Annotated in this window: 22 protein-coding genes and 2 pseudogenes; 15 read left to right on the top strand and 9 right to left on the bottom strand. The window is 47.0% G+C overall.

From position 1 onward, the window contains the following. Window positions 1–91 precede the first annotated feature (91 nt). From H8L47_RS26675 to H8L47_RS26635, 9 genes and pseudogenes are all read left to right on the top strand, one after another. Window positions 92–3877: a nitrate reductase subunit alpha gene (locus H8L47_RS26675; RefSeq protein ID WP_186956873.1), complete on the top strand. Its 3786-nt coding sequence runs from the start codon at window positions 92–94 to the stop codon at window positions 3875–3877. Continuing rightward, window positions 3874–5427: a nitrate reductase subunit beta gene (gene narH / locus H8L47_RS26670; protein WP_186956872.1), complete on the top strand. Its 1554-nt coding sequence runs from the start codon at window positions 3874–3876 to the stop codon at window positions 5425–5427. The genes H8L47_RS26675 and narH overlap by 4 nt, the downstream gene beginning before the upstream one ends. Before the next feature lie 81 nt (window positions 5428–5508). Then, complete coding sequence (gene narJ / locus H8L47_RS26665) at window positions 5509–6195, top strand: nitrate reductase molybdenum cofactor assembly chaperone (RefSeq protein WP_186956871.1); 687 nt, start codon at window positions 5509–5511, stop codon at window positions 6193–6195. An 18-nt stretch (window positions 6196–6213) separates the two neighbouring features. Then, window positions 6214–6897, top strand: a complete 684-nt coding sequence (gene narI / locus H8L47_RS26660; protein ID WP_186956870.1) for a respiratory nitrate reductase subunit gamma — start codon at window positions 6214–6216, stop codon at window positions 6895–6897. A gap of 124 nt (window positions 6898–7021) precedes the next feature. Beyond that, window positions 7022–7723, top strand: a complete 702-nt coding sequence (locus H8L47_RS26655; RefSeq protein ID WP_329605499.1) for a peptidylprolyl isomerase — start codon at window positions 7022–7024, stop codon at window positions 7721–7723. 13 nt (window positions 7724–7736) lie between these two features. Next, window positions 7737–8228, top strand: a complete 492-nt coding sequence (locus H8L47_RS26650) for a hemerythrin domain-containing protein (protein WP_212682649.1) — start codon at window positions 7737–7739, stop codon at window positions 8226–8228. A 15-nt stretch (window positions 8229–8243) separates the two neighbouring features. Beyond that, a complete protein-coding gene (locus tag H8L47_RS26645) occupies window positions 8244–9545 on the top strand; it encodes a hypothetical protein (RefSeq protein WP_186956868.1) in 1302 nt (433 codons plus the stop codon). Window positions 9546–9647: 102 nt separating this feature from the next. Beyond that, entirely contained in the window at window positions 9648–10664 is a 1017-nt protein-coding gene (gene moaA, locus H8L47_RS26640) for a GTP 3',8-cyclase MoaA (protein WP_186956867.1), read from the top strand. Window positions 10665–11041: 377 nt separating this feature from the next. After that, a pseudogene (locus tag H8L47_RS26635) lies at window positions 11042–11377 on the top strand (response regulator); the annotation flags it as partial. A gap of 135 nt (window positions 11378–11512) precedes the next feature. On the opposite strand, the gene H8L47_RS26630 reads toward H8L47_RS26635, so the two are convergent. Then, window positions 11513–12487 (bottom strand): IS5 family transposase, encoded by a 975-nt coding sequence (locus tag H8L47_RS26630; RefSeq protein ID WP_186956866.1) that lies wholly within the window; start codon window positions 12485–12487, stop codon window positions 11513–11515. A gap of 72 nt (window positions 12488–12559) precedes the next feature. On the opposite strand from H8L47_RS26630, the pseudogene H8L47_RS26625 reads away from it, so the two are divergent. The 3 genes and pseudogenes from H8L47_RS26625 to H8L47_RS26615 all read left to right on the top strand — a co-directional run. Then, a pseudogene (locus H8L47_RS26625) lies at window positions 12560–12874 on the top strand (LuxR C-terminal-related transcriptional regulator); the annotation flags it as partial. A 292-nt stretch (window positions 12875–13166) separates the two neighbouring features. Next, the gene (locus H8L47_RS26620; protein WP_186956865.1) at window positions 13167–13883 is read left to right on the top strand and encodes a Crp/Fnr family transcriptional regulator; all 717 of its coding nucleotides are present in this window, start codon (window positions 13167–13169) and stop codon (window positions 13881–13883) included. A 362-nt stretch (window positions 13884–14245) separates the two neighbouring features. After that, a complete protein-coding gene (locus tag H8L47_RS26615; protein WP_186956864.1) occupies window positions 14246–14584 on the top strand; it encodes a cupin domain-containing protein in 339 nt (112 codons plus the stop codon). Window positions 14585–14610: 26 nt separating this feature from the next. Here H8L47_RS26615 and H8L47_RS26610 read toward each other — a convergent pair whose 3' ends face one another. From H8L47_RS26610 to H8L47_RS26600, 3 genes are all read right to left on the bottom strand, one after another. After that, complete coding sequence (locus tag H8L47_RS26610; protein ID WP_186956863.1) at window positions 14611–15171, bottom strand: hypothetical protein; 561 nt, start codon at window positions 15169–15171, stop codon at window positions 14611–14613. Between the two features lie 57 nt (window positions 15172–15228). Further along, the gene (locus H8L47_RS26605) at window positions 15229–15492 is read right to left on the bottom strand and encodes a DUF2249 domain-containing protein (RefSeq protein ID WP_186956862.1); all 264 of its coding nucleotides are present in this window, start codon (window positions 15490–15492) and stop codon (window positions 15229–15231) included. Between the two features lie 153 nt (window positions 15493–15645). Further along, window positions 15646–17925 carry a nitric-oxide reductase large subunit gene (locus H8L47_RS26600; RefSeq protein WP_186956861.1) on the bottom strand — a complete coding sequence of 760 codons (2280 nt, stop codon included), beginning with the start codon at window positions 17923–17925 and terminating at the stop codon, window positions 15646–15648. Between the two features lie 212 nt (window positions 17926–18137). Between H8L47_RS26600 and H8L47_RS26595 the strand changes: the two genes are divergently transcribed. Both H8L47_RS26595 and hemN read left to right on the top strand, forming a co-directional pair. Then, window positions 18138–18608: an RrF2 family transcriptional regulator gene (locus tag H8L47_RS26595; RefSeq protein ID WP_186956860.1), complete on the top strand. Its 471-nt coding sequence runs from the start codon at window positions 18138–18140 to the stop codon at window positions 18606–18608. Between the two features lie 203 nt (window positions 18609–18811). Beyond that, a complete protein-coding gene (gene hemN, locus H8L47_RS26590) occupies window positions 18812–20203 on the top strand; it encodes an oxygen-independent coproporphyrinogen III oxidase (protein WP_186956859.1) in 1392 nt (463 codons plus the stop codon). 100 nt (window positions 20204–20303) lie between these two features. Here the strand turns inward: hemN and H8L47_RS26585 are convergent, their stop codons facing one another. Further along, entirely contained in the window at window positions 20304–21509 is a 1206-nt protein-coding gene (locus H8L47_RS26585) for an NnrS family protein (RefSeq protein ID WP_230413927.1), read from the bottom strand. A 117-nt stretch (window positions 21510–21626) separates the two neighbouring features. Here H8L47_RS26585 and H8L47_RS26580 point away from each other — a divergent pair, with 117 nt between their 5' ends. Then, window positions 21627–21923, top strand: a complete 297-nt coding sequence (locus H8L47_RS26580) for a heavy-metal-associated domain-containing protein (RefSeq protein ID WP_186956857.1) — start codon at window positions 21627–21629, stop codon at window positions 21921–21923. A 343-nt stretch (window positions 21924–22266) separates the two neighbouring features. Here H8L47_RS26580 and H8L47_RS26575 read toward each other — a convergent pair whose 3' ends face one another. The 4 genes from H8L47_RS26575 to H8L47_RS26560 all read right to left on the bottom strand — a co-directional run bounded on the left by H8L47_RS26575 (window position 22267) and on the right by H8L47_RS26560 (window position 25887). Then, on the bottom strand, window positions 22267–22680 hold the full coding sequence (locus tag H8L47_RS26575) for a bacteriohemerythrin (protein ID WP_186956856.1): 414 nt from the start codon (window positions 22678–22680) through the stop codon (window positions 22267–22269). 255 nt (window positions 22681–22935) lie between these two features. Further along, a complete protein-coding gene (locus H8L47_RS26570; protein WP_186956855.1) occupies window positions 22936–23655 on the bottom strand; it encodes an anaerobic ribonucleoside-triphosphate reductase activating protein in 720 nt (239 codons plus the stop codon). A gap of 1 nt (window position 23656) precedes the next feature. Then, entirely contained in the window at window positions 23657–23854 is a 198-nt protein-coding gene (gene nrdD, locus H8L47_RS30130) for an anaerobic ribonucleoside-triphosphate reductase (protein WP_186956854.1), read from the bottom strand. A 17-nt stretch (window positions 23855–23871) separates the two neighbouring features. Further along, entirely contained in the window at window positions 23872–25887 is a 2016-nt protein-coding gene (locus tag H8L47_RS26560) for a ribonucleoside triphosphate reductase (protein ID WP_186956853.1), read from the bottom strand. Between the last annotated feature and the right edge of the window lie 335 nt (window positions 25888–26222).

Genomic DNA, 26222 nt, shown 5'->3' with positions numbered 1-26222 from the left:
AATGGGCGTAATACATATAAATATCTAAAATTTGATCATGTCAAAGTGGCGTGAATATCAGGTTCACCGCTCGCATATAAAGGAGTTTGAGATGAGTCATTTTCTGGATAGATTGAAGTTCATGTCTAAGGTGAAGTCCACCTATTCTGATGGGCATGGTGCGGTGGTGGATGAGGATAGACAGTGGGAGAATGCGTATCGCAGCCGCTGGCAGCATGACAAGATCGTGCGTTCTACCCATGGTGTGAACTGTACCGGTTCTTGTTCTTGGAAGGTGTATGTCAAGAATGGTTTGATTACCTGGGAAACTCAGCAAACTGATTATCCACGTACCCGTCCTGATTTGCCGAATCATGAGCCGCGTGGTTGTCCGCGTGGTGCTTCGTATAGCTGGTATGTGTACTCTGCGCAGCGCGTCAAATATCCTATGATACGTGGTCGCTTGATGGAAATGTGGCAAGAGGCACGTAAGACTATGGGGCCGATCCAAGCATGGGAAGCCATTAGTCAAAATCCAGAAAAAGCGACACGTTATAAATCTGTGCGTGGTTTGGGTGGTTTTGTGCGTGCTGATTGGGATACGGCGCAAGAAATCATTGCTGCATCGAACGCCTTTACTATCAAGAAATTTGGTCCTGACCGCGTGGTCGGTTTTTCGCCGATTCCAGCGATGTCGATGGTGTCCTACGCGGCAGGTTCGCGTTACCTGTCATTGATTGGTGGCGTACCACTTTCTTTCTACGATTGGTATTGTGATTTGCCGCCGTCTAGCCCGCAGGTCTGGGGTGAACAAACTGACGTACCTGAATCAGCGGACTGGTATAACTCTACCTATTTAATGGTCTGGGGTTCTAACGTGCCGCAAACACGGACACCAGATGCCCATTTTTACACGGAAGTGCGTTACAAGGGAACCAAAACGGTGGCTGTCTCTAGCGATTTCGGCGAGATGGTCAAATTTGGTGACATCTGGATGGCACCTAAGCAGGGTACAGATGCCGCACTCGCGATGGCGATGGGTCACGTGATCCTGAAGGAATTTCATCTTGGGAATAAATCAGCTTATTTCCGTAGCTATGTTAAGCAATATACCGATATGCCAATGTTAGTGCGCTTGGTTGAGCGTAATGGTTGTTATGTGCCGGATCAAATGCTGCGCGCGTCACAGATGCCAGGCGGCTTGGATGAAGCGAATAATGGCGATTGGAAGACGTTGGCGATCGATGAGACAACAGGCAATATCGTCTCACCCAATGGCTCTATCGGCTATCGCTGGGGTGAAGGCAAGTTTGATGACGGTGCGAAAGTTGGTCGTTGGAATCTGGAAGCCAAAGATGGCGGTTCCGGTCGCGAAATTGACCCGCAATTAAGCTTGATCGGCAAACACGATGAGATCGTCAGCGTCGGCTTTAGCTACTTTGGTGGTGCTGATGCCAATGATATGTTGCAGCGTAATTTGCCTGCAAAACGTGTCACGCTGGCTGACGGTAGCGTCGCCTTAGTCGCCACGGTCTACGACTTGTCAATGGCGAACTACGGCGTTGATCAAGGCTTAGGTGGCGCCGTTGCTACGTCCTATGATGATGACGTGCCATACACACCAGCATGGCAAGAGAAGCATACGACGGTCAAACGTGATCTGGTGATCCAAGTGGCGCGTGAGTTCGCACAGAATGCGCATGACACCGAAGGTAAGAGTATGGTGATCGTTGGCGCAGCCTTGAATCACTGGTACCACAACGATATGATTTATCGCGGCATTATCAATATGTTGATGATGTGCGGTTGCGTTGGTAAATCTGGCGGTGGTTGGGCGCATTACGTTGGTCAAGAAAAACTCCGTCCACAATTTGGCTGGGCACCATTGGCATTTGCTAGTGATTGGGTACGTCCTGCACGCCAAATGAACGGTACCAGTTTCTTCTATGCTCACACTAGCCAATGGCGTCATGAGAAGTTGGCGATGGATGAAATCCTGGCGCCGACCGCAGATAAGTCCAAAATCAGCCACATGAGCATGATCGATATGAACGCCAAGTCTGAGCGTCTGGGGTGGTTGCCATCAGCACCGCAGCTGGAGACTAATCCTCTGGATATTTGCGATGCGGCGGCGAAAGCCGGTGTCGAACCTGTTGAGTATCTGACCAAAGGTCTCAAGGCAGGTACGTTGAACATGAGTTGCGATGATCCCGATAATCCAAAAAATTTCCCGCGTAATATGTTTGTGTGGCGTTCGAATATCTTAGGTAGTTCAGGCAAAGGTCACGAGTACTTCTTGAAGTACTTATTGGGTACACAAAATGCCTTGTTTGATGATCCTTATGATGCGGTCAAACCATCAGAAGTGAAGTTCCGTCCGGTGGCAGCTGAAGGCAAACTCGATTTGCTGGTGGTATTAGATTTCCGTATGAGCACGACTTGCCTGTACGGCGATATTGTTCTGCCGACCGCGACTTGGTACGAGAAAGATGATTTGAATACCTCCGACATGCATCCTTTCATTCACCCATTGAGTGAAGCGGTGCAGCCATTGTGGGAGAGTAAAACTGACTGGGAAATCTACAAAGGTATCGCTAAGAAATTTACTGAAATCGGTGGTGAGTATCTGGGCACACGCAAAGACATCGTCTTACAACCATTGATGCACGATACGCCGGGCGAACTAGGTCAAGCATTTGAGCCTAAAGATTGGAAAAAAGGCGAATGCGATTTGATCCCTGGTAAGACAGCGCCAAATATGATCGTGGTGGAACGTAATTACAAAGACATCTTCAAGAAGTTCACTTCGATCGGACCTTTGCTCGACAAATTGGGCAACGGTGGTAAAGGAATTAACTGGAATACCGAGCACGAAGTCAAGGAAATTGGTGGCATCACCAAGTTAGTAACGGAAGAGGGTGTCAGCAAAGGACGCCCACGTCTGGAAAGCGCGATTGATGGCTGTGAGATGATATTGACGTTTGCACCTGAAACCAATGGTCATGTGTCGGTCAAAGCGTGGGAAGCGTTAGGTAAAATCACGGGTCGCGATCACACACACCTAGCTGTCGGTCGTGAGCATGACAAGATCCGTTTCCGTGATGTGCAGGCACAACCGCGTAAGATTATTTCTGCACCAACCTGGTCTGGTTTGGAATCGGAAGAAGTCAGCTACAACGCCGGTTATACCAACGTGCATGAATATATTCCTTGGCGCACATTGACCGGTCGCCAGCAGTTTTACCAAGATCACCGCTGGATGCTTGATTTTGGCGAAGGTTTGTGTGTGTACAAGCCAGCGATTGATACCAAGACCGTCGCGCCGATGTTGAACAAATCACCTAACGGTGAAAAAGAGATCGTGTTGAACTGGATCACGCCGCATCAAAAGTGGGGTATTCATTCCACTTACTCTGATAACTTGCGTATGTTGACCTTGTCACGCGGTGGCCCTCACGTTTGGGTCTCTGAGATCGAAGCCAAAGAAGCAGGATTAGTCGATAACGATTGGGTAGAAGTGTTTAATAGTAACGGTACTTTGACAGCGCGGGTCGTAGTCAGTCAGCGCGTACCAAAAGGCATGTGTTTGATGTATCACGCTCAAGAAAAAATTGTGAATACACCAGGTGCAGAACTCTCCGGTATGCGCGGTGGTATCCATAACTCTGTGACCCGTGCGGTGTTGAAGCCGACCCACATGATTGGTGGCTACGCCCAGCTATCTTATGGCTTTAATTACTATGGAACGGTTGGTAGTAACCGAGATGAATTTGTGGTGTTGCGTAAGATGAGGAAGGTAGATTGGTTAGAAGGAAAATTGGACGAAGCTGCGCACGATAAAAAATACGCGACTAAAGCTGCAAATCAACTTGCGAACGAAAAAGGAGCAGCGTCATGAAAATTCGCGCACAAGTAGGCATGGTGTTGAACCTGGACAAATGTATCGGTTGCCACACCTGTTCCGTGACCTGTAAAAACGTCTGGACCAGTCGCGATGGCGTTGAGTATGCCTGGTTCAATAATGTCGAAACTAAGCCTGGTATTGGTTATCCGAAAGAATGGGAAAATCAGGCCAAGTGGAAGGGTGGCTGGAATCGCAATGAAGCAGGTAAATTAGAGCCAAAACAAGGCGGCAAATTGCGCATCTTGGCGAATATTTTTGCCAATCCGAATTTGCCATCGATCGACGATTACTATGAGCCATTCACCTTTGACTATGAGCGCTTGCAAAACGCGCCCTTGTCACAGACGCCACCGACGGCTCGTCCTATCTCTGTCATCACTGGCAAGAAGATGGACAAGATCGTTTGGGGTCCGAACTGGGAAGATGACTTAGGTGGTGAATTTAGTTCACGTAGTCGTGATGCTTTGTTCGAAGGCGTACAAAAAGAAATGTACAGCACCTTCGAATCAACCTTCATGATGTACTTGCCACGTCTGTGCGAACACTGCTTGAATCCGGCATGCGTAGCATCATGCCCATCCGGCTCGATCTACAAACGCGAAGATGACGGTATTGTCTTGGTCGATCAAGATAAGTGCCGCGGTTGGCGTATGTGTATCTCTGGTTGCCCTTACAAAAAGATTTATTACAACTGGAGTTCAGGTAAGGCCGAAAAATGCACCTTCTGCTATCCACGTATCGAAGCTGGCCAGCCAACTGTCTGTTCAGAAACCTGCGTCGGTCGTATCCGTTACCTCGGCGTGCTGTTATATGACGCAGACAAAATCGAAGCAGCGGCATCGACACCGAATGAACAAGATCTGTATCAAGCGCAGTTAGATTGCTTCTTAGATCCGCACGATCCAGCAGTGATTGCTGAAGCGCGTAAGCATGGTATTCCAGAGAGTTGGATCGAGTCTGCACAAAAATCGCCAGTGTACAAAATGGCGATGGAATGGAAGATTGCTTTCCCATTGCACCCAGAATACCGCACGCTGCCTATGGTTTGGTATGTACCACCTCTGTCACCAATTCAAAAGGCGGCAGAAGCGGGCCACATGGGCATGAACGGCATTATTCCTGATGTGAAGTCTTTGCGGATTCCTGTGCGTTACTTAGCGAATCTTTTGACTGCTGGTAAAGAAGAGCCGGTCTTGAAAGCCTTAGAGCGTATGTTAGCGATGCGTGCTTACAAACGTTCTGAAGTGGTGCATGGCGAGCTCGATCACGAAGTGTTGAAACAAGTGGATTTGACGGCTGCGCAAGTCGAAGACATGTATCAAACCATGGCGATTGCCAATTACGAAGATCGTTTCGTGATTCCTTCTTCGCACAAAGAGATGGTGGAAGACAGTTTCAACGAAAAAGGTAGTTGCGGATTTACGTTTGGTAATGGTTGCTCGGGTGGTACTTCTGATGGTGCGCTGTTTGGCAAGAAGCCGCAGGGTAGTGTGATTTTTGTGGATATGCCGAAGTCGCGGAAAAAGTTGTCGACGACGGAATAGCGCCCTTCTCCCGCAAGCGGGAGAGGGAATGTTCAAGCATTAAACGACGCCACAAGCGACACAAAAAATAAAGGAAATCGTATGCAAATTTATCGCATTTTATCCGCACTACTGAGTTACCCGCAGCCCGATTTGATCGCTGCGTTACCAGAGATTCGTACTGAGTTGTCTGCCGATCCCGAAGTTTTAGAAGCAGTGCAGCCATTGCTCAACTACTTGCAAGAAAACAGTTTGATCAGCGTGCAAGAAAACTATGTGGGTACCTTTGATCGTACGCCATCAGTTGCCTTGCATTTGTTTGAACACATCCATGGTGAAAGCCGTGATCGTGGTCAGGCGATGGTGGATTTGATTTCGGAATATCGCCGTTATGGTTTCGAGCCAGAAGCTAGCGAATTGCCTGATTATGTGCCGCTGTTCTTAGAATTTTTGAGTTTAGTCGATGCAGAAACTGCCGAGAAATTACTCGGTGAAGCCATCCACGTATTAGCGGCGATTGGCATCCGCTTGCAACGTAAAGACAGTCCGTATGCAAATGCGTTTTTATTGTTGACTTCATTTACCGATGTGGTACCGCAAGAACAAGGCGAGCCACCTGTGCGCGATATGGACGATGCGATGGAAACCTTTGGTCCGGGTGCGGATGGCGTTGAACCATTGTTGAAACCGGGCTTGTCGTGTTCATCAAGCGGGGCATCTGGTGGCGCACAGACGCTTAATTTTTATCCACGCCAACCCAATGCTGCAAATCAAGCAGCTGCAAATTAAACCTTTTGGGAGCCAGTGATGGACTACTTACATCAATTTTTATACGGGATTTATCCCTACATCGCTTTAGCGATTTTCTTGTTCGGTAGCTTGGCCCGTTTTGAGCGCGAACAATACACGTGGAAGAGTGATTCTTCCCAAATGCTGCATGCGGGTAATCTGCGTGTCGGCAATATTTTGTTCCACATCGGTGTGCTCGGTTTGTTCTTCGGTCACATGGTCGGTTTGCTGACGCCGGTTATTGTGTGGGATACCTTGGGAATTTCACACGGCTTTAAGCAAATGATCGCGATCGTCATGGGCGGTGTTTTTGGTACTTTGTGTATGGTTGGTTTGTTGATTCTGATGCATAGACGTTTTACCGACGCACGTATCTCCGCAGTAACGAAGACCGGCGATAAAGTCTTGCTGTTGTGGATATTCATTACCTTGTGCTTAGGTTTGTCCACCATCTTTGAGTCTTTGCATCACAGAGATGGACACATGATGGTGTTGTTGATGACCTGGGCACAGCATATTGTGACTTTTAAAGGTGATGCTGCCAGTTACATTGTGACTGCACCATTCATGTTCAAGGCGCACTTATTTATGGGCTTGAGCTTGTTCGTGATCTTCCCGTTCACCCGCTTGGTGCATGTGTGGAGTGGCTTCGCATCAGTCGGCTACTTGAGTCGTGCATGGCAATTAGTACGTCCTAGATAAATCTTTGAACCGCAGAGTCTAATGTGAATATCTCCGCGTATTCGTCACCTCTGCGGAGCACAAAACTAAACAGGAGGCAATCATGCCCGTCATAGTCAATGGTTACGAACTCAGTGATGCTGAGATGGAAAAAGAATTACCCGAACATCAGGGAGTTGCTGATCCGATGAAGAGCGCAATGACCGCTTTGGTCTTGCGCCGTGTCTTGCTAGATAAGGCGAATGAATTAGGCTTAACTGGCAATGATGGGGATAAAATCGAAGCCTTGTTGGTACGTGAAGTTGTCGTTCCGCAGCCGAGTTCCGAAGAATGTCTGCGTCATTATCAGACCCATCCACAGCGCTTTACGGTCGGTGAATTGGTCGAAGTAAATCACATTTTATTTCAAGTCACCGCAGCCTTAGATTTAGATAATCTGCGCAAACACGCAGAAATCGTGTTGCAAGACTTGCTCGATAATCCAGCCAATTTCACCGCGATGGCAAAAGCGAATTCAAATTGCCCATCGAGTGAAGTAGGTGGCAATCTAGGTCAACTGACACGCGGCGACACAGTTCCCGAATTTGAAAAAGTGATTTTCAATGCGGAAGAACACAAGATCGTGCCACGCTTAGTTGAAACACGTTTTGGCCTGCATATCGTGCAGTTAGGCCGCAAACTGGCGGGCAAATTACTGCCCTTCGAACAGGTAGAAAGCAAGATCGCCGATGCCATGCAAAGAGCTAGCCACGATCATGCGATGCGTCAGTATCTTCAATTGACGGTCGGACAAGCTAAGATCAGTGGCATTGAATTAGAAGGTGCAGAAACGCCTTTGGTGCAATAAATTAGAAAGTGTGATGAAGATGTCTCAAGCAATGATGAATTTGGTAAAGCAGCATGTGGAATGCGACGATCAATTGAACCGCGTAGAAGCCGCCTTGCATAAAGCTGATATGGCGTCTGCCGGTAGGAACTTTCGCCTGTTTGATGAGCAGTTAGAACATCACTTCCATCTTGAAGAGGAACGCCTATTTCCGGCCTTCGAAAAAGCCACAGGCATGACAAATGGACCGACGATGGTGATGCGCGGTGAACACGCAGAGATACGCCAACTGCGTGATCAGGCCATGGCGCAAATTGATAGCAAAGAGATCGCTGCGGCTTTAGCGACAATCGATACTCTCAATGTATTGATACAACAGCACAATGTGAAAGAGGAAAATATTCTCTACCCTATGTGCGGTGGAAGCATTCCAAATTTAGCGTCTCTGTTGGGAATGGGCGGCTGCGGTGGTGCATGCTCATGTGCAGGAACAGATGATAGTACAAACGCAAAAGCAGTGACGTAGCCTCTATGTATTGTTGTGGCTAATAAAATTCTCAGCTACGAGCTGGCGCCGTCGCCAGCGACTATTTTTGGTTGCTTACTTCCCGCACCATGGATAGGAGCTGTCGCGGGGCTTCTTCTTGCATTTGGTCCTGCTGAAGGTGTGCCGAGTCGCTTCGCTCCTTTGGTGTTAGCGGTTACCCATGTGCTGGCATTGGGGATGTTGGCGCCGATCATGATCGGCGCGTTGTTTCAACTATTCCCCGTGGTCGCTGGGCAAGCTGTGCCTGGCGCAAAAAAAATCAGCCCGTTTGTGGCGCTTGCTTCCTTTTGTGTATCGGTAGCGCTTTCATTTGGTTTTTTGTATGGAAATCGCATTGCGTTTATCCTAGCGATGTTGATGGCGAGTCTCATATACGGTGCCGTCGTTTGCGCGCTCGCCTTAGCAGCATGGCGCATGGTTCTCCCGACTCATCACGATGCAAGTTTGTTGACCTTGCGTTGGATTGCCTTGCCTCTTCTTATGGTGCTCGGATTGGGTGTGGCATTGTCCGGTGGATTTGCTGGCGCGTGGGAAATCAATCTGACTGCTGTACTAACACGACATGTGGCATGGGCAGGTCTGGGCTGGGTGGCAGCATTGGTTTCTGGTATTGCCTCGACCGTCGTTCCGATGTTTTGGCAGAGTCCCAAACCATCTGCCAGATGGCATCAATCAGTTCCTGTCGTGTTGTGGCTACTGTTGATGTTAATGACGCTTTTTGATTCGCAAGATGGGATACCGTATTGGACAATCTTGCTCGCTTTGGTGGTGATGTGTTTAGCAGCCTTTGCCTTTAAAAATGTGATGAAAGCAAAGCGGCGTTTCGATCCTGCGTGGACGCTCTGGGTCGCTTGCGTGTTTAGTTGGTTTTCAAGTGCCATGTTGTATTTGATGTTAGCGGTTCCTCACGACTACTTGCCAGCGTTCTTTATCGATGCTTCACCTTGGTGGATAGGTGTACTCGGGCTAGTGGGCGGGGCGGTTTTTCCGGTCAATGCGATGTTGGGAAAAATTATTCCCTTTCTTGTTTTTTTACATTTACGGCGCCAGATTCCTACGCCGCAACGTATTCCAACGATGCAAGAAGTGATTTTGCCACAGCATTTACGCCTACAAGCACGGCTAGTGGTCGTCGCTTTCCTTGGTTTACTCATGGTTCCTGTGGCCCCCTCAATCATTCTTCCGCTAGCCGGATGCATTTTTGCAGCGTCCCAAATGCTAATTGGTGCACTGATTCTACGCGCCTTGTTTCGTTATCGTCACGAATTGAAGCGTGTGATTTTTGCAAAAAATTAAAAGATCGCCACTGACACTTTTGTTTCCTTCCCCCAAAAGAACTAGGTAGTCTTGGCTTGCAGAGGAATTGCGGTTCAGCCTGTTGCGGCCCACAATTCAAGTATGAAAATCCAGCCACATCAAAGACAGGACACCGTTACTGCACCACTGATAGACCGTTTTGGTCGTCGTGTCGACTATTTACGCGTCTCGGTCACGGATAAATGTGATTTGCGTTGTAGTTATTGCATGCCGAAAGGTTTTCGTGGTTTCGAGGAACCGGAGAACTGGCTCCGCTTTGATGAAATTGAAAGAGTCGTGGCTGCATTTGCGCGTATGGGAACCCGCAGAATTCGCCTCACGGGTGGTGAGCCTCTATTGCGTCGGGATTTGCCACGTTTGGTAGAGGGAATTGCTCGCCATACGCAGGTGACTGATATCTCGTTGTCGATCAACGCAACGCAGCTTTTTAAATACGCCGATGATTTGTATTTAGCTGGGGTCAATCGTATCAACGTCAGTCTCGACAGCTTAGACAAAGCCTGTATGCTAAAAATAACGGGTAGCGATAGTTACGCTAGCATCATGGCGGGTCTGCAAGCGGGTAAGCAGGCGGGTTTTAAGCCAATTAAACTTAATATGGTGGTAATGCGTGGCGTTAACGATCACGAGATATTACGTATGGCGAAATTTTGCTTTGAGCAGGGTTTCATTTTGCGGTTAATTGAAGCAATGCCTATTGGTCACACGGGGCAAAATTCTGCGTACATGGATATTGGCCCTATCCGGCAGCAGTTAGTAGATCAATTCGATCTCGTTCCCGTTGCGAGCGAACTAGGTGGTGGCCCTGCACGTTATTGGATGAGTCGTGACGGCGCATCTACTTTAGGTTTCATTACGCCAATGAGTCAACATTTTTGTGCAAGTTGTAATAGGGTTCGTTTGGCAGTGGATGGGACTTTATATATGTGTTTGGGACAAGATGAAAAGTTTGAACTTCGCCCCTTACTACGGGCGGGTATTAGTGACAATGAGTTAGAGGCAGCGATTCGTACAGCGATAGAATTGAAGCCGGAACGACATGAATTTAACACGCAGTCAACCAAAATTATTCGCTTTATGTCACAAACGGGTGGCTAAGTCCTCAATTTTACACAACAGTTCACCGTGGAAAACGGCACGGGAAGCTGTGGTGATCGATACCTGACTGTTCATATAGCGGTGACGTGCATGTGCGAGTCAATAATGATCGCGATCTTTCAATGACGGTGCACGAAAAAGGCGATAGCCATGTCGGCTTGCGTACAATGTACGAATAGGTTTCCTGCTCATTGGCAAAATTTGATATTCTCAGTAAAATTAATAGGCGCACTGCTGTCTCCTTACAATTAAAACGTGAGGAAGGGCTGGTTGCCCATAATGACTATGGCAGCACGAATTGAAACGTATGGTTTACGTTAAATTCTTCCGTCAGTCACTCAATAAAGCTGGGTGAAAATTTAACAAAGAAGCGAACAATGTCAATTAAAATTTTGCTAGTAGATGACCACACATTGTTTCGAAGTGGCATATGTTTGATTTTGCAACGCAATCCCGAATTTGAGATTGTTGGTGAGGCTTCGGATGGATTGGAAGGTGTCAAGCGGGCAAAACAATTAAAGCCCGATGTGGTGCTGATGGATTTGAATATGCCGGGACTCTCAGGCTTGGAAGCGATGCAACTTATCGTGGAAGATTTGCGAGAAACTGCTGTTCTAATGTTAACCGTTTCTGAGGAAGCAGAAGACTTAACGGCGGCGCTAAAAAGTGGTGCACGCGGTTATTTGCTGAAAAACATCGATGCGGATTATTTAAGGCTACGCTGAATAAGCATCAATTTTCGATGGACGAAACTCCAAGTAGCACATTCAATTGATAAAAGCGTCGTTCAAGCTATTTTTCGCTCCCCCCATCAGGCCATTGATGGGGTTTTTGCTCATTTTTGTCCACTATGGGCGCACCTGTACCAGCAAGTGCCGACGCGATAAATAAATATTGGCCAATGCCAGCGCAGTAAATGCGCGTGCGGCATTCTTTGCGAAACCACGATACCGCACCTTGTTGAATCCCCAGAGGCGCTTGTCCACCGCAAAGACGTGCTCAACGCGCGCTCGGATCTTCGATTTATTGCGGTTCTTGCCTCGCTCAACCTCGTCAATCTCCCCTGATTTGCGGATGCGTTGATTGGTAAAGTCTTTGGCTCCTGGTGCTTTGGAGAGAATCAAATTCTTTTGACTGGCATAGGCACTATCACCGTACACCCGTTTTTCACGCCCATGTAGTAGCTTGGGCAGGGGATGCTTGTCATGAACGTTGGCTGATGTCGCAACAGCACTATGTGTCAGCCCACTTTGGCTGTCGACGCCGATATGCAGTTTCATCCCAAAGTACCATTGCTTCCCCTTACGCGTTTGCCGCATTTCGGGGTCACGTTGCTTCTCACTGTTCTTGGTCGAACTCGGTGCAGCAATAATGGTCGCATCGACGATCGTGCCTGTCTTTAAACTCATGCCGCTGCTGCTAAGAACGCTGCCAACTTCCGTGAATAACTGTTCAGCGAGCTTATGCTGCTCCAGCAAATGCCGGAACTTGAGCATCGTGGTGGCATCGGGCACCGACTCACAGCCAAGATCTATGCCAACAAAGCGACGCAGGCTGACGCTATCATATAGGGCTTCTTCGCAAGCAAAGTCGGCCAGGTTGAACCAATACTGGATGAAGTGAATGCGTAACATTCGTTCCAGGCCAATTGGTGGTCGACCGTTCCCGCGCTTCGGATAATGCGGTTCAATGATTGCGCAGAGTTCCTTCCACGGCACTATCTTGTGCATCGTGTCGAGAAAAACGTCACGTCGTGTCGGTTTGCGATGTTGTTCGAAGCTCGCATTCTGATCTTCTGCCATCGCCAGTGTCTGTTGTTTCATGGAAGTCAAACGTCTTGTTCGGTTGTCAGTCTTTAACGCTTGAGAATAGAATCCGTTTACTTAATCAGCGTAGCCTTAAACCAATCAATCAAGCGAGCAGCGGCAGGCGTGCCTGTGATCGCTGACGCCATGACTGCCAAGTTAGTGATGCAATTCCGGTCTGGAAATAATGTAACGGTGGAGCCTGAGCGTGAAAAATTGACACCGCGCGAACGTGAAACCATGGTGTGCTTGGCGCGTGGCGAAAGTAACAAAGAAATTGCTCGAAATCTTGATGTCGCGGAAAGTACTATAAAGATTCACGTGCAAAACATTCTGAAAAAATTGAACTTGAGCAGTCGCGTTCAGATTGCCGTTTATGCCGTCGAACATGGCATGGATAAATGAGGCTTTTTAAACTATTCAATAGCTTGAAGTTTATTCCACATCAATAGTCGTTTGATTTCTGGTTCTTTTGCGTTGCTCGACTACTCCCTTTGACGGATAGTCGCAGGGACTGTTAGCTTTTACACTACCATCATTCCGAGACCTCAGCACAACTTACTGCGCGACCGAATTTTGATTCTGCCGAAGCTACAACCTCGTCGCTGTGTTCCAGCATAGGAGCGCTTTTTGACTCTAACTTCGATCGCTCGCTTCAGTTGCGCAGAGGCCTCATTCCTATCGTGGTGGAGGTGGCATGGGTAAAATCAATATTGATGGTTTGCTAGCTAACCAAGCTTTGTTCAAACATATGTCGCCATTTGAGTTGGAAAGTTTGAAAACGAGTGTGGTGAAAGTCGAGCTGGAAAAAGGGCTAACGCTTTTTCAGAGGGGTAGCCTGGCCGACGGTTGCTATATCCTCGTTTTCGGCCTCATCAAGTTGGCGATTCCCTCGTCTGCTAGTAGCGACAAGATCGTTGAGTTAATACGGCCAGGTCAATCCTTTGGCGAAGCAATGATGTTCCTTGATGAGCCTTATCCTTTTTACGCTGAGGCGCTGGAACCATCGTTGTTATTACGCCTTCCAAAAAACGCGCTGCTCACCTTACTTGAGCATTCGCCTGTCATAGCTAGACAGATGATGACGGGCTTGTCTTATCGTTTGCTGGGGTTCATTCGCAATGTTGAACGACATGCTTTACACAACGCCATGCAACGTGTGGTTGATTATTTAGTCCAAGTATCCGTATCGCAAAATAGTACCCACATTCGACTTGAGTTAAAGAAAAACGTCGTCGCTTCTTTGTTAAATCTCACGCCAGAAACATTTTCCCGCACCTTGCATCATTTGAGTGGGCTTGGACTGATACAGGTCAGGGCATCACGTATTCATATTCATTGCCTAGAAACATTAAAAAATTATCCAGTGGATGAGCCAGCAACAGTTTCTTGCCCGAAGAAGCGCATTCGGTAGGATCACAATCACTACGGGAGAATGTCCGCCATTGCGAGTTCTTTTGGCTAGGGACTAAGCCCATTTGTATTCAGCGAAAAGCAAAGAGAAAAATTCTATTCGTCGTTTGGATAGCCTATGTTGATTGCACGATTGGTAGTACGACGGATCAAATGAATGCAGGTATCGGTAATCTTTGCGTACCAGCCGTCTAATTTATTGAGCCGCTGGCTAATTTAAAAAAATAAAAAATAGTCAAATTGTGTCAGTCAAGAAAGTGGCTTTGGGATAAACAGTTTTCAATTCATTGCTTGCAAGCGTTTGATCAGATACTATGAAACGGGCAATACGCTAATGGGATTTTATATTTTTGGAGAAGTAATATGGCCATTTCGCATCTCGCATCAGGTCAGGTGACCAAAGTATTGCCGATTGAGGCATCGCTTGCTGAAGTTAAAACTACTGCTTTGTTTAAAGGACCTCACTTGGAAGTCATACGTATGGTTTTGCTTGCCGGGAAAAAAATCCCGCCACATCAGGTCAGCGGGCCAATTACTATACATTGCCTTAAAGGTGAGGTCGATGTCGGTGTCGAAAGCGAGCGGAAGGTTCTTCGGCAAGGCGATTTATTGTATTTGGCCGGCAACGTGAAGCATGATTTGCTTGCATTAACAGATGCCGCGTTACTGGTTTCGGTAGTACTCTTGAGTAACACAGATTAAAGCTTTCTTACTCTAATTGGATTTGATTATTGAGAGTTAAATTCTATCGCTCGCCAACCGGGATGGTCGAAATATTTGCCGTAGGTGTTCAAAGTTTCCGCCATGTTGATCAATCCTAATTCCTTTTCCTGAGTTCCTCGCTTAGCTGTTACGACATCCATTCCGATGGCGAAGCGGCCAAGTATGATATGAAGGTTCTCGTCTGCTTTTGGATCAAGTTTGCAGTGTGCCACGATAAAGGCGATTTCCTTTTCTATGCTTTTAGTGAGCACATTGTATTGCGTGGATTGCAGATTGCCACTATGGATAGCTGTTAATGTATTTGTTATGCTGATACGGATGTTTGTCATGGCGTGACGCAAGGCGTCATCGGTGCGCCACTTTTTACCATCGTTTAGGTTTAGTTGTGTACGGATCTCAGCATCGTGTTTGTGTCCGCTATGCTGATCGGCAAGCACCAATAGCGGCGCCGCTGTGCTTATGTTAAGAGTTACTACAAAACTCATTACGAACAACAATAATTGAGAGATTTTCATGTTTTCCACCAGTTTTTCTTGAGTGGAATCAACACCAAACTGAGAGGTCAAAATGATGCATCTGATGTTGGTGTTGATTCATAGTGTCGTTGAGAAATGCCTCAGTAATCAGCCGACTATCATGAAGTCAATGACGATTTCGCCAGGTGTACGTGAAACATAGCTCATCTTGATACTGCTGCCAAAACGTTGATCAAGTTGCGCCAGTAAAGGGAGGGGATCATGGTCATTGCAAAAACGCATAGTCTCGCCCACTTGCAGCGATTGCAGAGCGCCGAAGATAGCCGCATGGCGAAAGCGTTTTGCGACGCCACGTGCATCAAATGGATAAGTGCCATCGGCAACAATAGGTGTAGAGCAGTTGTGTGTCATGGTGATACTCCTTGTAAGGTGAAATTATTAAAAAATGCTCCACGATAAACACGGAAAAATTAAAAAAGATGCAAAGGCTCTTCTTGATTTTTTCGTGTCCATCGTGCTACTCGTGGAAATACTGATTTTTAGAATTGTATGAAAATAGTGTTATTAAACACGTTTGGTCTGTGCCGTTGGTTTCAACGCCGACCGCTCACGTTTGCCACCCATCAACAAACGCCAGGCAAACAAGGCGAGAAATACGCAACCAATCGCGAACACGATGTCACCTGGTACACGCATCCAGACGAAGGTTTCCATCAGGTTCGAGTGTATGACTTCCGGTGAACGCGCGAACCACATGCCCTGAGTTATGCTGGCCCATGCCTGATAGATACCGGCTGGAACCAAAGAGATGAAGACCATCATCGCTAGACCGATATTTAGCGACCAGAACATTGGTGCAAGTAACTTGTCTGACCATGCTGCTCGATCAGACAGACCACGCAGGCAAAACAACAGCAAACCGATGCCCAACATGCCGTACACACCAAACAGTGCGGCGTGTCCATGAGCAGCAGTCATGTTCAGTCCTTGCATGTAGTACAGCGCGATCGGGGTATTGATAGAGAAACCTAAAAGACCAGCGCCGACCACGTTCCAGAAGCCTACAGCGATGAAGCAAAGTATCGACCACTTGTAGGCTTGCACCCAAGCTGCCGCTTTCGAGCGTTGATAATTTTTGTAGGCTTCGACACCGATCAGTGCCAGTGGTACTACTTCCAATGCAGAGAACATCGCACCGATGGCAATCACGAAAGTAGGAGTACCCGTGAAGTACAAATGATGCAAGGTACCCAAGATTCCGCCAAACAGAAACACGATGGTTTCTAAGACGATGGCACTATTCGCAGTGCTGGCGCGTATCAAGCCGAGGCGGGTGAACAACAGTGCTATCACCGCGGTAGCAAACACTTCAAAGAAACCTTCTACCCACAAATGTACCAACCACCAACGCCAGTATTCGATCATCGAATAATGTGTGTGCGGGCCCCAAGTCAATGAGGTCGCATAGAAACCGCCGATACAGAGTGCGGCCAGAAACACCATCGCGATCAGGCCGCGGCTTTCAGACGGCTTTTTCAGAGCTGGCATTAAGCCGCGGCCAAGTAGTGTCACCCAAAACAGTAAACCGATGAACAGCAAGACTTGCCAGATTCGACCCATGCTAGTGAATTCCAAGCCCTGGTTGCCAATCCAAAAACTAAAATCATTGCCTGAGTGTTGCAAGGTGCCGAGCCAGCCAAAAGCGGTAGAGCCGACCACGATAAATAACAAGGCATAGAACAAAACGTCGACGCCGAGTTTTTGATATTTTGGTTCATGTCCGGAAATCGCTGGTGCAATATACAAGCCGGTGGCCAGCCAAGCGGTGGCGATCCACAATACCGCGAACTGTGTGTGTATTGTGCGGCTAACCGTAAATGGTAGGATTTTTGCGAGTGGGAAGCCGAAAAAACTCTGGCCCTCAACTGCGTAGTGGGCAGTAATCACTCCCATCGCCACTTGCGCCAAAATTAGGCCGATCACGACATAGAAATATTTCTTAGTGGCCTTCATCGAAGGAGTTGGTTTTAGATCGAATAGTGGATCGGTTTTAGGAGGCGTCGGATCAGGCGCTTCCTTGCTGATCGAATGGAGAAAAATCATTCCTGCAATTGCTGCAATCATGAGGATGATACTAGCGATCGACCAAATACCGGCACCAGCAGTCGGAGTATTGCCGACCAGCGGTTCATGCGGCCAATTGCTGGTGTAGCTAATTCCAGTTTCACCCGGCCTGTCGGTTGCTGCCGACCATGCCGACCAAAACATAAATGCAGGCAGGGCTTGCAGATCACGCGGATCTCGAAGCACCCCACTAGTCATCGCATATTGTTCACGCAGTTTATCTAGTTTTGGGTCATCACCAAACAGGCCGACATAATGTTCGACGACTTGCGCCACTGCTTGGGCACGTGCCGGGGAAAGTGTGATGTTGCCACTCTTGCTGTCGTAGCTATTGACCCGCATTTCATTCTTCAACTTGGCATCGAGTTCAGCCTGCTGGCCAAGGTTCAGCTGCTCAAAATTTTTGCCAAATTCTTGCTGTGCCCAGACAGCACGTAAGGCCAATGCTTCACGATGCAGCCAATCAGCGGACCAATCCGGCGCGACGTAACTACCATGACCCCATACGGAGCCAAGCTGTTGACCACCAGCTGAGAGCCATGCTTCCTGGCCAAGTTGCACCTGACCTTCTGAAAACAAAATCTTGCCATCGGTACTGATGACTTGCTTGGGGATCGGTGGCGCTGTCAGATAAATTTCTGTGCCTACCCAGCCGAGAACTGAGAATGAGAGTACACAGATGACAGCGAGCCAGGTCCAGAGTTTGCGCGTTGCATGCATGGCGTGGTTTCCTTTTTTGTAATAATGAGAAAGCGGTAAAAACAATGATATTGATAAAGATGGATTCTATATGCATCATTTTTAAGATGCAAGTAAAATACATCTTAGTTTCTAAAGACTACTTTTTTAGCTCCATAAACATATATACTAAGTACTGCATAAATTTTTCTTTGGAACTTTGTGATAACTTCATTACCAAGAATATTCAAGCCATGAGACTCACTGCCTATACCGATTACACACTACGCACCCTGATGCATTTGGCGATCAATCAAGATCACCTAGTGACAATTCAAGACATCGCTGACCTACACTCTGTATCAAAAAATCACCTGATGAAAGTGGTGCACCAACTTGGTTTGTCGGGCATGGTCGACACGGTGCGCGGGCGCAATGGTGGCTTGAAATTAAGTAAGGATCCGAAGCAAATTAATATTGGCGAGGTGGTGCGCAATTCCGAGAGTGATTTCTTTATGGCGGAATGCTTCGACCATAGCGATACCTGCTGCGCCTATGCTTCAGCTTGCGCCTTGAAAGGGGTGTTGAGCTCGGCCACTGCAGCCTATTTGGCGGTACTCGATGGTGTGACCTTGGAAGATTTGATTAGTAAAAAAGTTGGAGGTGCAGGCTTAAAAGCGAAATCCAGCCCTATCCATTTGCATGCAAAAATAAAGCAAACATAGCGAAATGCGCATGAACCGGATAGCTGCCAATAAAGCTGTCGATATTGCCGGTCAGGTGACGTATCACAAGAAGCATTTTGAATCATTATCATCAGCGAAATACCTTAGTTAAAATAGCGTGATTGCAGACTTACCCGAACATCAGAATGTTTCTATTCGGGAAGAAGGCTTCACTATTGAGAAACCAATAAATAAGTAAGTCTATGAATACTTTGTCAGAAATAGAAATTTCCGAGGATTTGATACGCCGCTTTGACAAGCTTGGTCCGCGTTACACCTCGTATCCAACCGCAGACCGTTTTCATCCAGAGTTTGCCGAACAAAGCTACATCGCCTATCTGGAACAGCGTGCTTCAAATACGGATAAGAATCCGCCGCTATCAATCTACATCCACGTGCCATTTTGTGAATCGCTGTGCTATTTTTGTGCCTGTAACAAAATCATCACCAAAGACCATAGCCGCACCACGGAGTATTTACACTATCTGGCAAAAGAGATGGCGATGGTGGCAGCTAGAATCGGGCCAGACCGGCGTACCGCTCAGCTCCATTTTGGCGGCGGAACGCCTACTTTTTTGAGTTCAGACGAACTGCGCGAATTGATGTTGATGATACGCAGCCATTTCGAGCTTTTGCCTGATGCGGAACTCGGGATAGAGATTGACCCGCGTACCGTCAGCGATGACACTTTAGAGCTACTCGCCGAACTCGGTTTTAATCGGACTAGTTTTGGTGTTCAAGATTTTGACCCAGCGGTACAGCAAGCTGTGAACCGTATCCAACCATATGAAATGGTCGAGAAGGCGGTCATTGCAAGTCGCAAGGCGGGATTTGAATCGATCAATGCCGATCTGATTTATGGCTTGCCCAAGCAGTCCCTGACGAGCTTTAACCGTACCTTGGATAAGGTAATTGAACTTTCACCAGACCGCATTGCACTTTATAACTATGCTCACTTACCGAGCCGCTTCAAGGCGCAACGGCAAATCATTGAAAGCGAGCTTCCTAGCGCTGAAGAACGCCTGCAAATATTTCTAATGTCCGTGCGCAGGTTGCTCGCTGCTGGCTACATTTACATAGGGCTGGATCATTTCTCAAAGCCAGATGATGAACTGAATAAAGCGCGTCTCGATAAAAGTCTGCATAGAAATTTTCAGGGTTACACTACGCGTGCTGATTGCGATCTGATCGGTTTTGGCGTGTCTGCCATCGGTAAGGTAGGGCATTCATATAGTCAGTCAGTGCGCACGATCAAAGCCTATTACGAACACCTGGATGCTGGCCAGTTACCGATAGAAAAAGGGTTCTCTTTGACTGATGATGATGTCTTGCGTCGTCAAGTTATTATGGAATTGATGTGTAGCGGACCTGTGGATTTTGTCGCAATCAATCATCAGCATGGAATCGATTTTCGCAGCTATTTTGCGGATGAGCTGACGCAATTGCAGAAATACGAAGAGGCTGAATTGATCAAGGTCGATGCGCACAGTATTCAAGTTACCGCAAAGGGGCGGATGTTTGTGCGGGCGGTGGGTATGGTGTTTGATAAATACTTGGCTTTGCAAACCGGCGCGAAATATTCAAAATTAATCTGATTTAAATTGGTACTCAAAGGCCACCGCTAATGCGTATTGTCGATACGCATTAGCGGTGGCTTTTTTTCACTCTTATGAGGAAATTTGAATTTGCATTTAACTATCCCTCTCGGCCGTCAACCCGAGCACGTAACAAATAGGGACCGTATGCGATGACAAACAACAGAAACGCGCTGCTCCAACAGAGCATGGCGACAATCAAACTTACTTGATACAGCGCCGGCGCGCCAAGTGAAGCCGTTACACGTGCAACGGCGCCAGTTTGAATCAGCAGATACATGGCTAACTCGGCGTGGCCAGTCTTCAGTAGACGCCCCGTGTGTCCTAGCGTGGTACGGGTCATCATCCCTAGTATCAATCCAGCCATCGAACCGACCGTTAACGCATGCCACGCTGCGCTGCTTGGGATGAGTCCTATTGCACTAAGCGCCAGCATGAAAAAACCCAACGGTATCCAGGCGTAGGACAAGTGCAAAATCCAAACAAGTGGCGTGCCTAAAGTGCGATGTGGTTGCCACAGTGCGAACCGTGCCAGTACTACACAGCCAGCGCATGCGCACAACAAAGCTATCAGCGCTGAAGGCAAGGGTGAGATCGAGGCGAGACTAGCGATGACTATTGCAGTAATCGCGCTGCGGTTAAGCCATGGATAGACGATAGGCACCACGCCTGGCACACCATTTTGCGTAAACATTGGTATCACGCGCGCGCCGATCACTGACTCAATGACGACGATGATTAGGATCGCGGCATGTATAGGCAAGGCTGGGTTTAGCGTAATGAGATTTAACACTGCAGCATGAAAAATGGCATTAGCTACGGTTAACAGCGCTAGCAGCATAATCAGGAACATATTACGCTTGTTACCAGATTGTTTCAGAACACGGTAAATCGGCCAGGCGGCCAAAGGCAAAAACGATAAATCGACCAATGCGGCTAAACTCGGTGGCGCAGCCAACATCGCCACGCGGCCAATTAACCACCAACAGGCAAGCCCTGCTAGATGCAAGTTGGTCGGCGTTGGCAGGCCGGTCCAGTTACGTCCAGCGGTAAACAGAAAGCCAATGATGACTGCGATAACCACGCCAAAAATCATCTCGTGCATATGCCATGCAGCAGTGACCTGCGGCCAAGCGCTGAACCAGCCTAAGTATTGCGCGATCCATAAGGGCAGACTCAACGCGGCAAAGCATGCAGCCAGTAAATAAAAGGGCCGAAATCCCAAACCCCAGACTGGATGTTGTTTATGCCATATCGCGGAATCACTCTTTGTTTCTGGTTCTTCAATTGATAATAAAGTCATCATTTATCCCTCTTTTTTAATACATTGATATAATATACATCTTTAATCGAATTCATGCTACTCTTATGCCTTCAGTGTCATCAAGCCGGTAAGGCTAGAAAGCCTTGCTTCGGATGGCGAATGAACATTACCTATCAAATTAAAGGAAGAAGTGAGAATAATATGCAAACCGAGATCATAAAAGTAAACGGCATGAAAGGTCAGCCATGTGTCGAGATAATTACCCAGACATTGCGTGGGATGGAAGGCGTGATTGAAGTCAGCGTGACGCTCGCCAGCGCTCGCGCGACGGTACGCTACGAAGAACATGTTGCGAGTAGTATCCAGTTGCGCGCTGCCTTAATCAAACTTGGCTTCGATGTCGATCCCGCCGCTGGCAAGAGTCACAGTGGGTGCTGTGGTAGTTGCGGCGGTTAATGTGAAATGTGAAAGCGAATTCTAGGAATGCGTGCAATTCATGAGTCGTGCAGAAAATGTCGGCATGATGCGATAGCGTTTGCGCCTTTTTGACTCACAAAGTGCTCATGCCATTGGCGATCAGCTAGGATTTTATTTCACACTGGCGAATGCTGGACGTAAATATGACATCATTGCCTACCGTTGGCGTCGTCTCAATGAATCGTTTGGAGTCGAGTTTGCAGCCTTGTTCGAATAGTAATCGTACAATCCGTGAAATTTTCTATAAGCGACCGACTGCGGAAAACGCAACTAGAAGGCAACATGGGAAAATCAAGAAGCCCATGAAAATATTGAAAGAGTGTTATTGAGGGCTTCCATCAGACTTCTGAATTGCGATCGCCAATTCTTTATCGGCCATGTAAATATGAGAAGTAAGCCAAAACTTTAGCAGTTCAGCCGTTTCTTTGGCGACGTATTCTCTTTTTTCAGCTAAAGAAGCTTGCAGACGAACTACGCGCTCCAGTAATTTCTTGTGCTGCTTCTTATGGTTTTCAAAGCCTGGATAACCAGTTAGTTTCATCATTTCTTCTTCGCGCTCGAAATGCTCACTGGTGTAATCGAATAGGCGCTGTAGGATGTCTTCCAAGATGTCGCAATCCTGCTTTAGATCGGCAGCTGTATAAAGTTCATTGACTATGTTGATCAGGTTTTGATGATCACTATCGATGAGCGTGTTGTCCACACTTAATGTGGAATTCCATTGGAAGTACAACATAATAAATTCCTATCCTTAGTTACTTACTAGTGAATTTCTCCTGGGTGCCTTAGTGTAAATCGGTGGTTGCTTGTGGGCAAGTGTTTGATTGATAATAAGCGAAGTAGATCTATCTTTCAAATGGATGAAAGCTTTTCAGATGGTTTGAAGAGTTGCACTTTGAAATCTGTACTTTGAGGTAAATTGAAGCTTCAAACCAGCTACTTTTTGAGATGCGCTTTGTTGTGCATTTCTTAGTGCGCATTGCACGGCGATTTAATGATTCTGTCGCAATGTGAACTTGGGGAATAGATCTTGAAGAGTTTGCAGCGTTGTCGCATCCAGATAATCGCTTGGCAGATTTGTTTGTAAATTTGTGTCAATGCAGCCTTGTGATCGAAATAGTTGTATCGCATAGTTGGTAACACCCATTACTGATAAATCGTAAGCTAAATTCACTATATCCTCAGAAGACAACAATGCAGGATGAACCGTGGTACGACATTCGTAATCGACTCCACTAGCCAGTATCATCTGTGTGCATGCCTGAATATGCTGACCACTATCCGCTTTGCCCGTCACAACGGGGTAGTGATGAAAGGGGGCTTTGATATCAAAGCCTACCCAATCTAGTTTGGGCAAGATGGCTTGTAGTTGGCGGGGATAAATGCAAGCAGTATGCAAGCCAACTGCAAAACCTAATTGGCGCACTTCATCAATGGCAGAACTTAATGCCGGATCTATTGTTGCCTCACCACCGCTAAATACAACGGCATCGATAAAGCCGACGCGTTGCCTTAACAAATGTAGAACGGACGCCCAAGTAATCGGCGCATTGGCTGTTCTGGTTTGTAAATGCGGATTATGACAATACCCGCAGCGCCATGGACAGCCTTGCACAAACACGACTAACGATAATTTACCTGGATAATCGGTGCTGCTAAATTTCGTTATTCCACCAACTTTGAGTGTGCGCAATGCTGTCGCTGTTGGCATCTCAGTAAGCTTTCTCTACTGTCTTTTCTTCAAAATAAGTGCGTTCATAAAACTCCCCTTTTTTGCCCGTATTAAATGAACTCACTGGCCGATGATAGCCCATGACACGGGTCCAGACTTCACAGACTTGACGTTCCGCATCATCTAAGAAGATCGATGGATTTTGTGTTTGAGAGAGAGGGGCATTGCTAGTGTTCATAGAGACTCCTGTTTAAGTTAAACCAACTGATGCTGCTTACGAGCGATTAATTCTTCATCGCATTTTGGACAAAATTCATGCTGCCCACGAAGATAACCATGCTTAGGGCAAATCGAAAATGTCGGTGAAATAGTGATGTAAGGTAGGGTGAATCGGCTGAGTGCCTTTCGTACCAAATGTCGGCAAGCGTCGGCACTGCTGAGCGCCTCACTCATATACAAATGCAAGACGGTTCCCCCTGTGTATTTACGTTGAAGATCATCTTGCAAAGTGAGTGCAGTAAATGGGTCATCTGTAAAGCCGACCGGTAATTGCGACGAGTTGGTGTAGTAGGGCATATCCTGGGTGCCGGCTTGCAAAATGGCGGGAAACTGTTTACGGTCTTCTTTTGCAAAACGATAAGTTGTCCCTTCTGCTGGTGTTGCTTCTAGGTTGTACATGTGCCCGGTTTCATCTTGAAACGCCAACATACGTCCACGCACATGATCCAATAAGCGGACGGCTATCGCGTGCCCTGTGTCGCTGCTGATATCGTGTTGATCGTCGGTGAAGTTACGTATCATTTCATTGATACCATTCACGCCTAAGGTAGAGAAATGATTGCGCAATGTGCCGAGGTAGCGTTTGGTGTAGGGGAATAGACCATTATCCATATGGCGCTGTATGACTTTGCGTTTGATCTCTAAGCTAGTTTTTCCTAGCTCAAGCAACTTATCGAGTGCAGACAATAAGCTAGGTTCGTCGCCACGATGCAAATAACCTAACCTCGCACAATTGATGGTGACGACACCAAGAGAACCCGTTTGTTCGGCTGAACCAAATAAGCCGTTACCGCGCTTTAGTAGTTCACGCAGGTCTAACTGAAGTCGACAGCACATCGAACGTATCATGTTCGGTTTTAATTCAGAGTTAATGAAATTCTGAAAATAAGGTAAGCCATAACGTGCCGTCATTTCAAAAAGCAATTCTGCATTTGGACTATGCCAATCAAAATCCTCGGTGATGTTGTAGGTAGGAATAGGGAAGGTGAAGACACGCGCTTTTGCATCGCCTGCCATCATGACTTCGATATAAGCGCGATTGATGAGATCCATTTCTGCTTGTAAATCACCATAAGTGAAATCCATCTCAACACCAGCAATCACTGGTACTTGCTCACGTAAATCTTCTGGACATATCCAATCGAAAGTCAGATTGGTGAACGGTGTTTGGGTGCCCCAGCGCGATGGTACATTTAAGTTGTAAATGAGTTCTTGTATATATTGTTTGATGTCCTTGTAATCGAGCTTATCTTTGCGCACATAAGGCGCCATGTAGGTATCAAAAGAACTGAATGCCTGCGCACCAGCCCATTCATTTTGTAGCGTGCCGAGAAAATTGACGATCTGCCCGATGGCGCTAGAAAAATGCTTAGGCGGGTCAGATTCCACTTTTCCCGGAACCCCATTTAAACCTTCGTTTAGTAAAGTGCGCAAAGACCACCCTGCACAATAACCTGCCAGCATATCAAGATCATGAATGTGCAAATCGGCATTTCTGTGTGCTTGTCCTACTTCAGGTGGATAGACATGATTGAGCCAGTAATTGGCAATAACTTTTCCTGAAACATTGAGTATCAATCCACCTAGCGAATATCCCTGATTGGCGTTTGCATTGATACGCCAGTCTTGCCTGTCCAGATATTCATTCATCGACAATTCAACATCGACTAGGGATTTGTTATCGACCCTTAGTTTCTGATGCTGTTCGCGATAAACGATATAGGCGCGTAAGGTCTTTCGGTAGTTTGCTTCAAACAAGCATGATTCAACCAAATCTTGAATTTGTTCAACAGAAAGTGGCTGAGGTGCCGGAAATTTCTCAATGAGGCTGAGCACTTGCATCGTAATTTTGTGCGCTTGATCGGCTACAAATTCATTGCTTGCTGTACCAGCGCGTTTGATTGCAGAAGCTATTTTACTTGCGTCAAAGCTGACAATGCAGCCATCTCGTTTAATTACTTCACGATACAGCAAAGGAAGGGTTAAGCTCATTTATGCTCCTTAAAACACAATATATAGTGTGTTTTAAAGAATAGTAACTAAATGTAGTTGGGTCAACTGCTGTTAACCCCAATCTCATTTTCATTGATTTGAGTCAAACAAGGAAGCGTAATAGAAACAGGGGCTATGATGCATTAACGTGGGTGATTGGGAATGCCAGTGCAGTCGCGGCATTGGCGCGATTTGGTTCTGCTGTCCGGGGTCCGTCTAAACAAACGGAGCTAAAGTTCCACAGAAATGATAAATCAGCCGTTTTTTAAAGTCCGTTGACATATTCTATCCCTCGACCATCAAATCGTTGAATGTAGCGCGTTCTGACAGGCCGA

This window comes from Undibacterium umbellatum (assembly GCF_014284125.1).
GTDB lineage: Bacteria > Pseudomonadota > Gammaproteobacteria > Burkholderiales > Burkholderiaceae_D > Undibacterium > Undibacterium umbellatum.
This window is presented reverse-complemented; position numbering and strand designations above follow the sequence as displayed.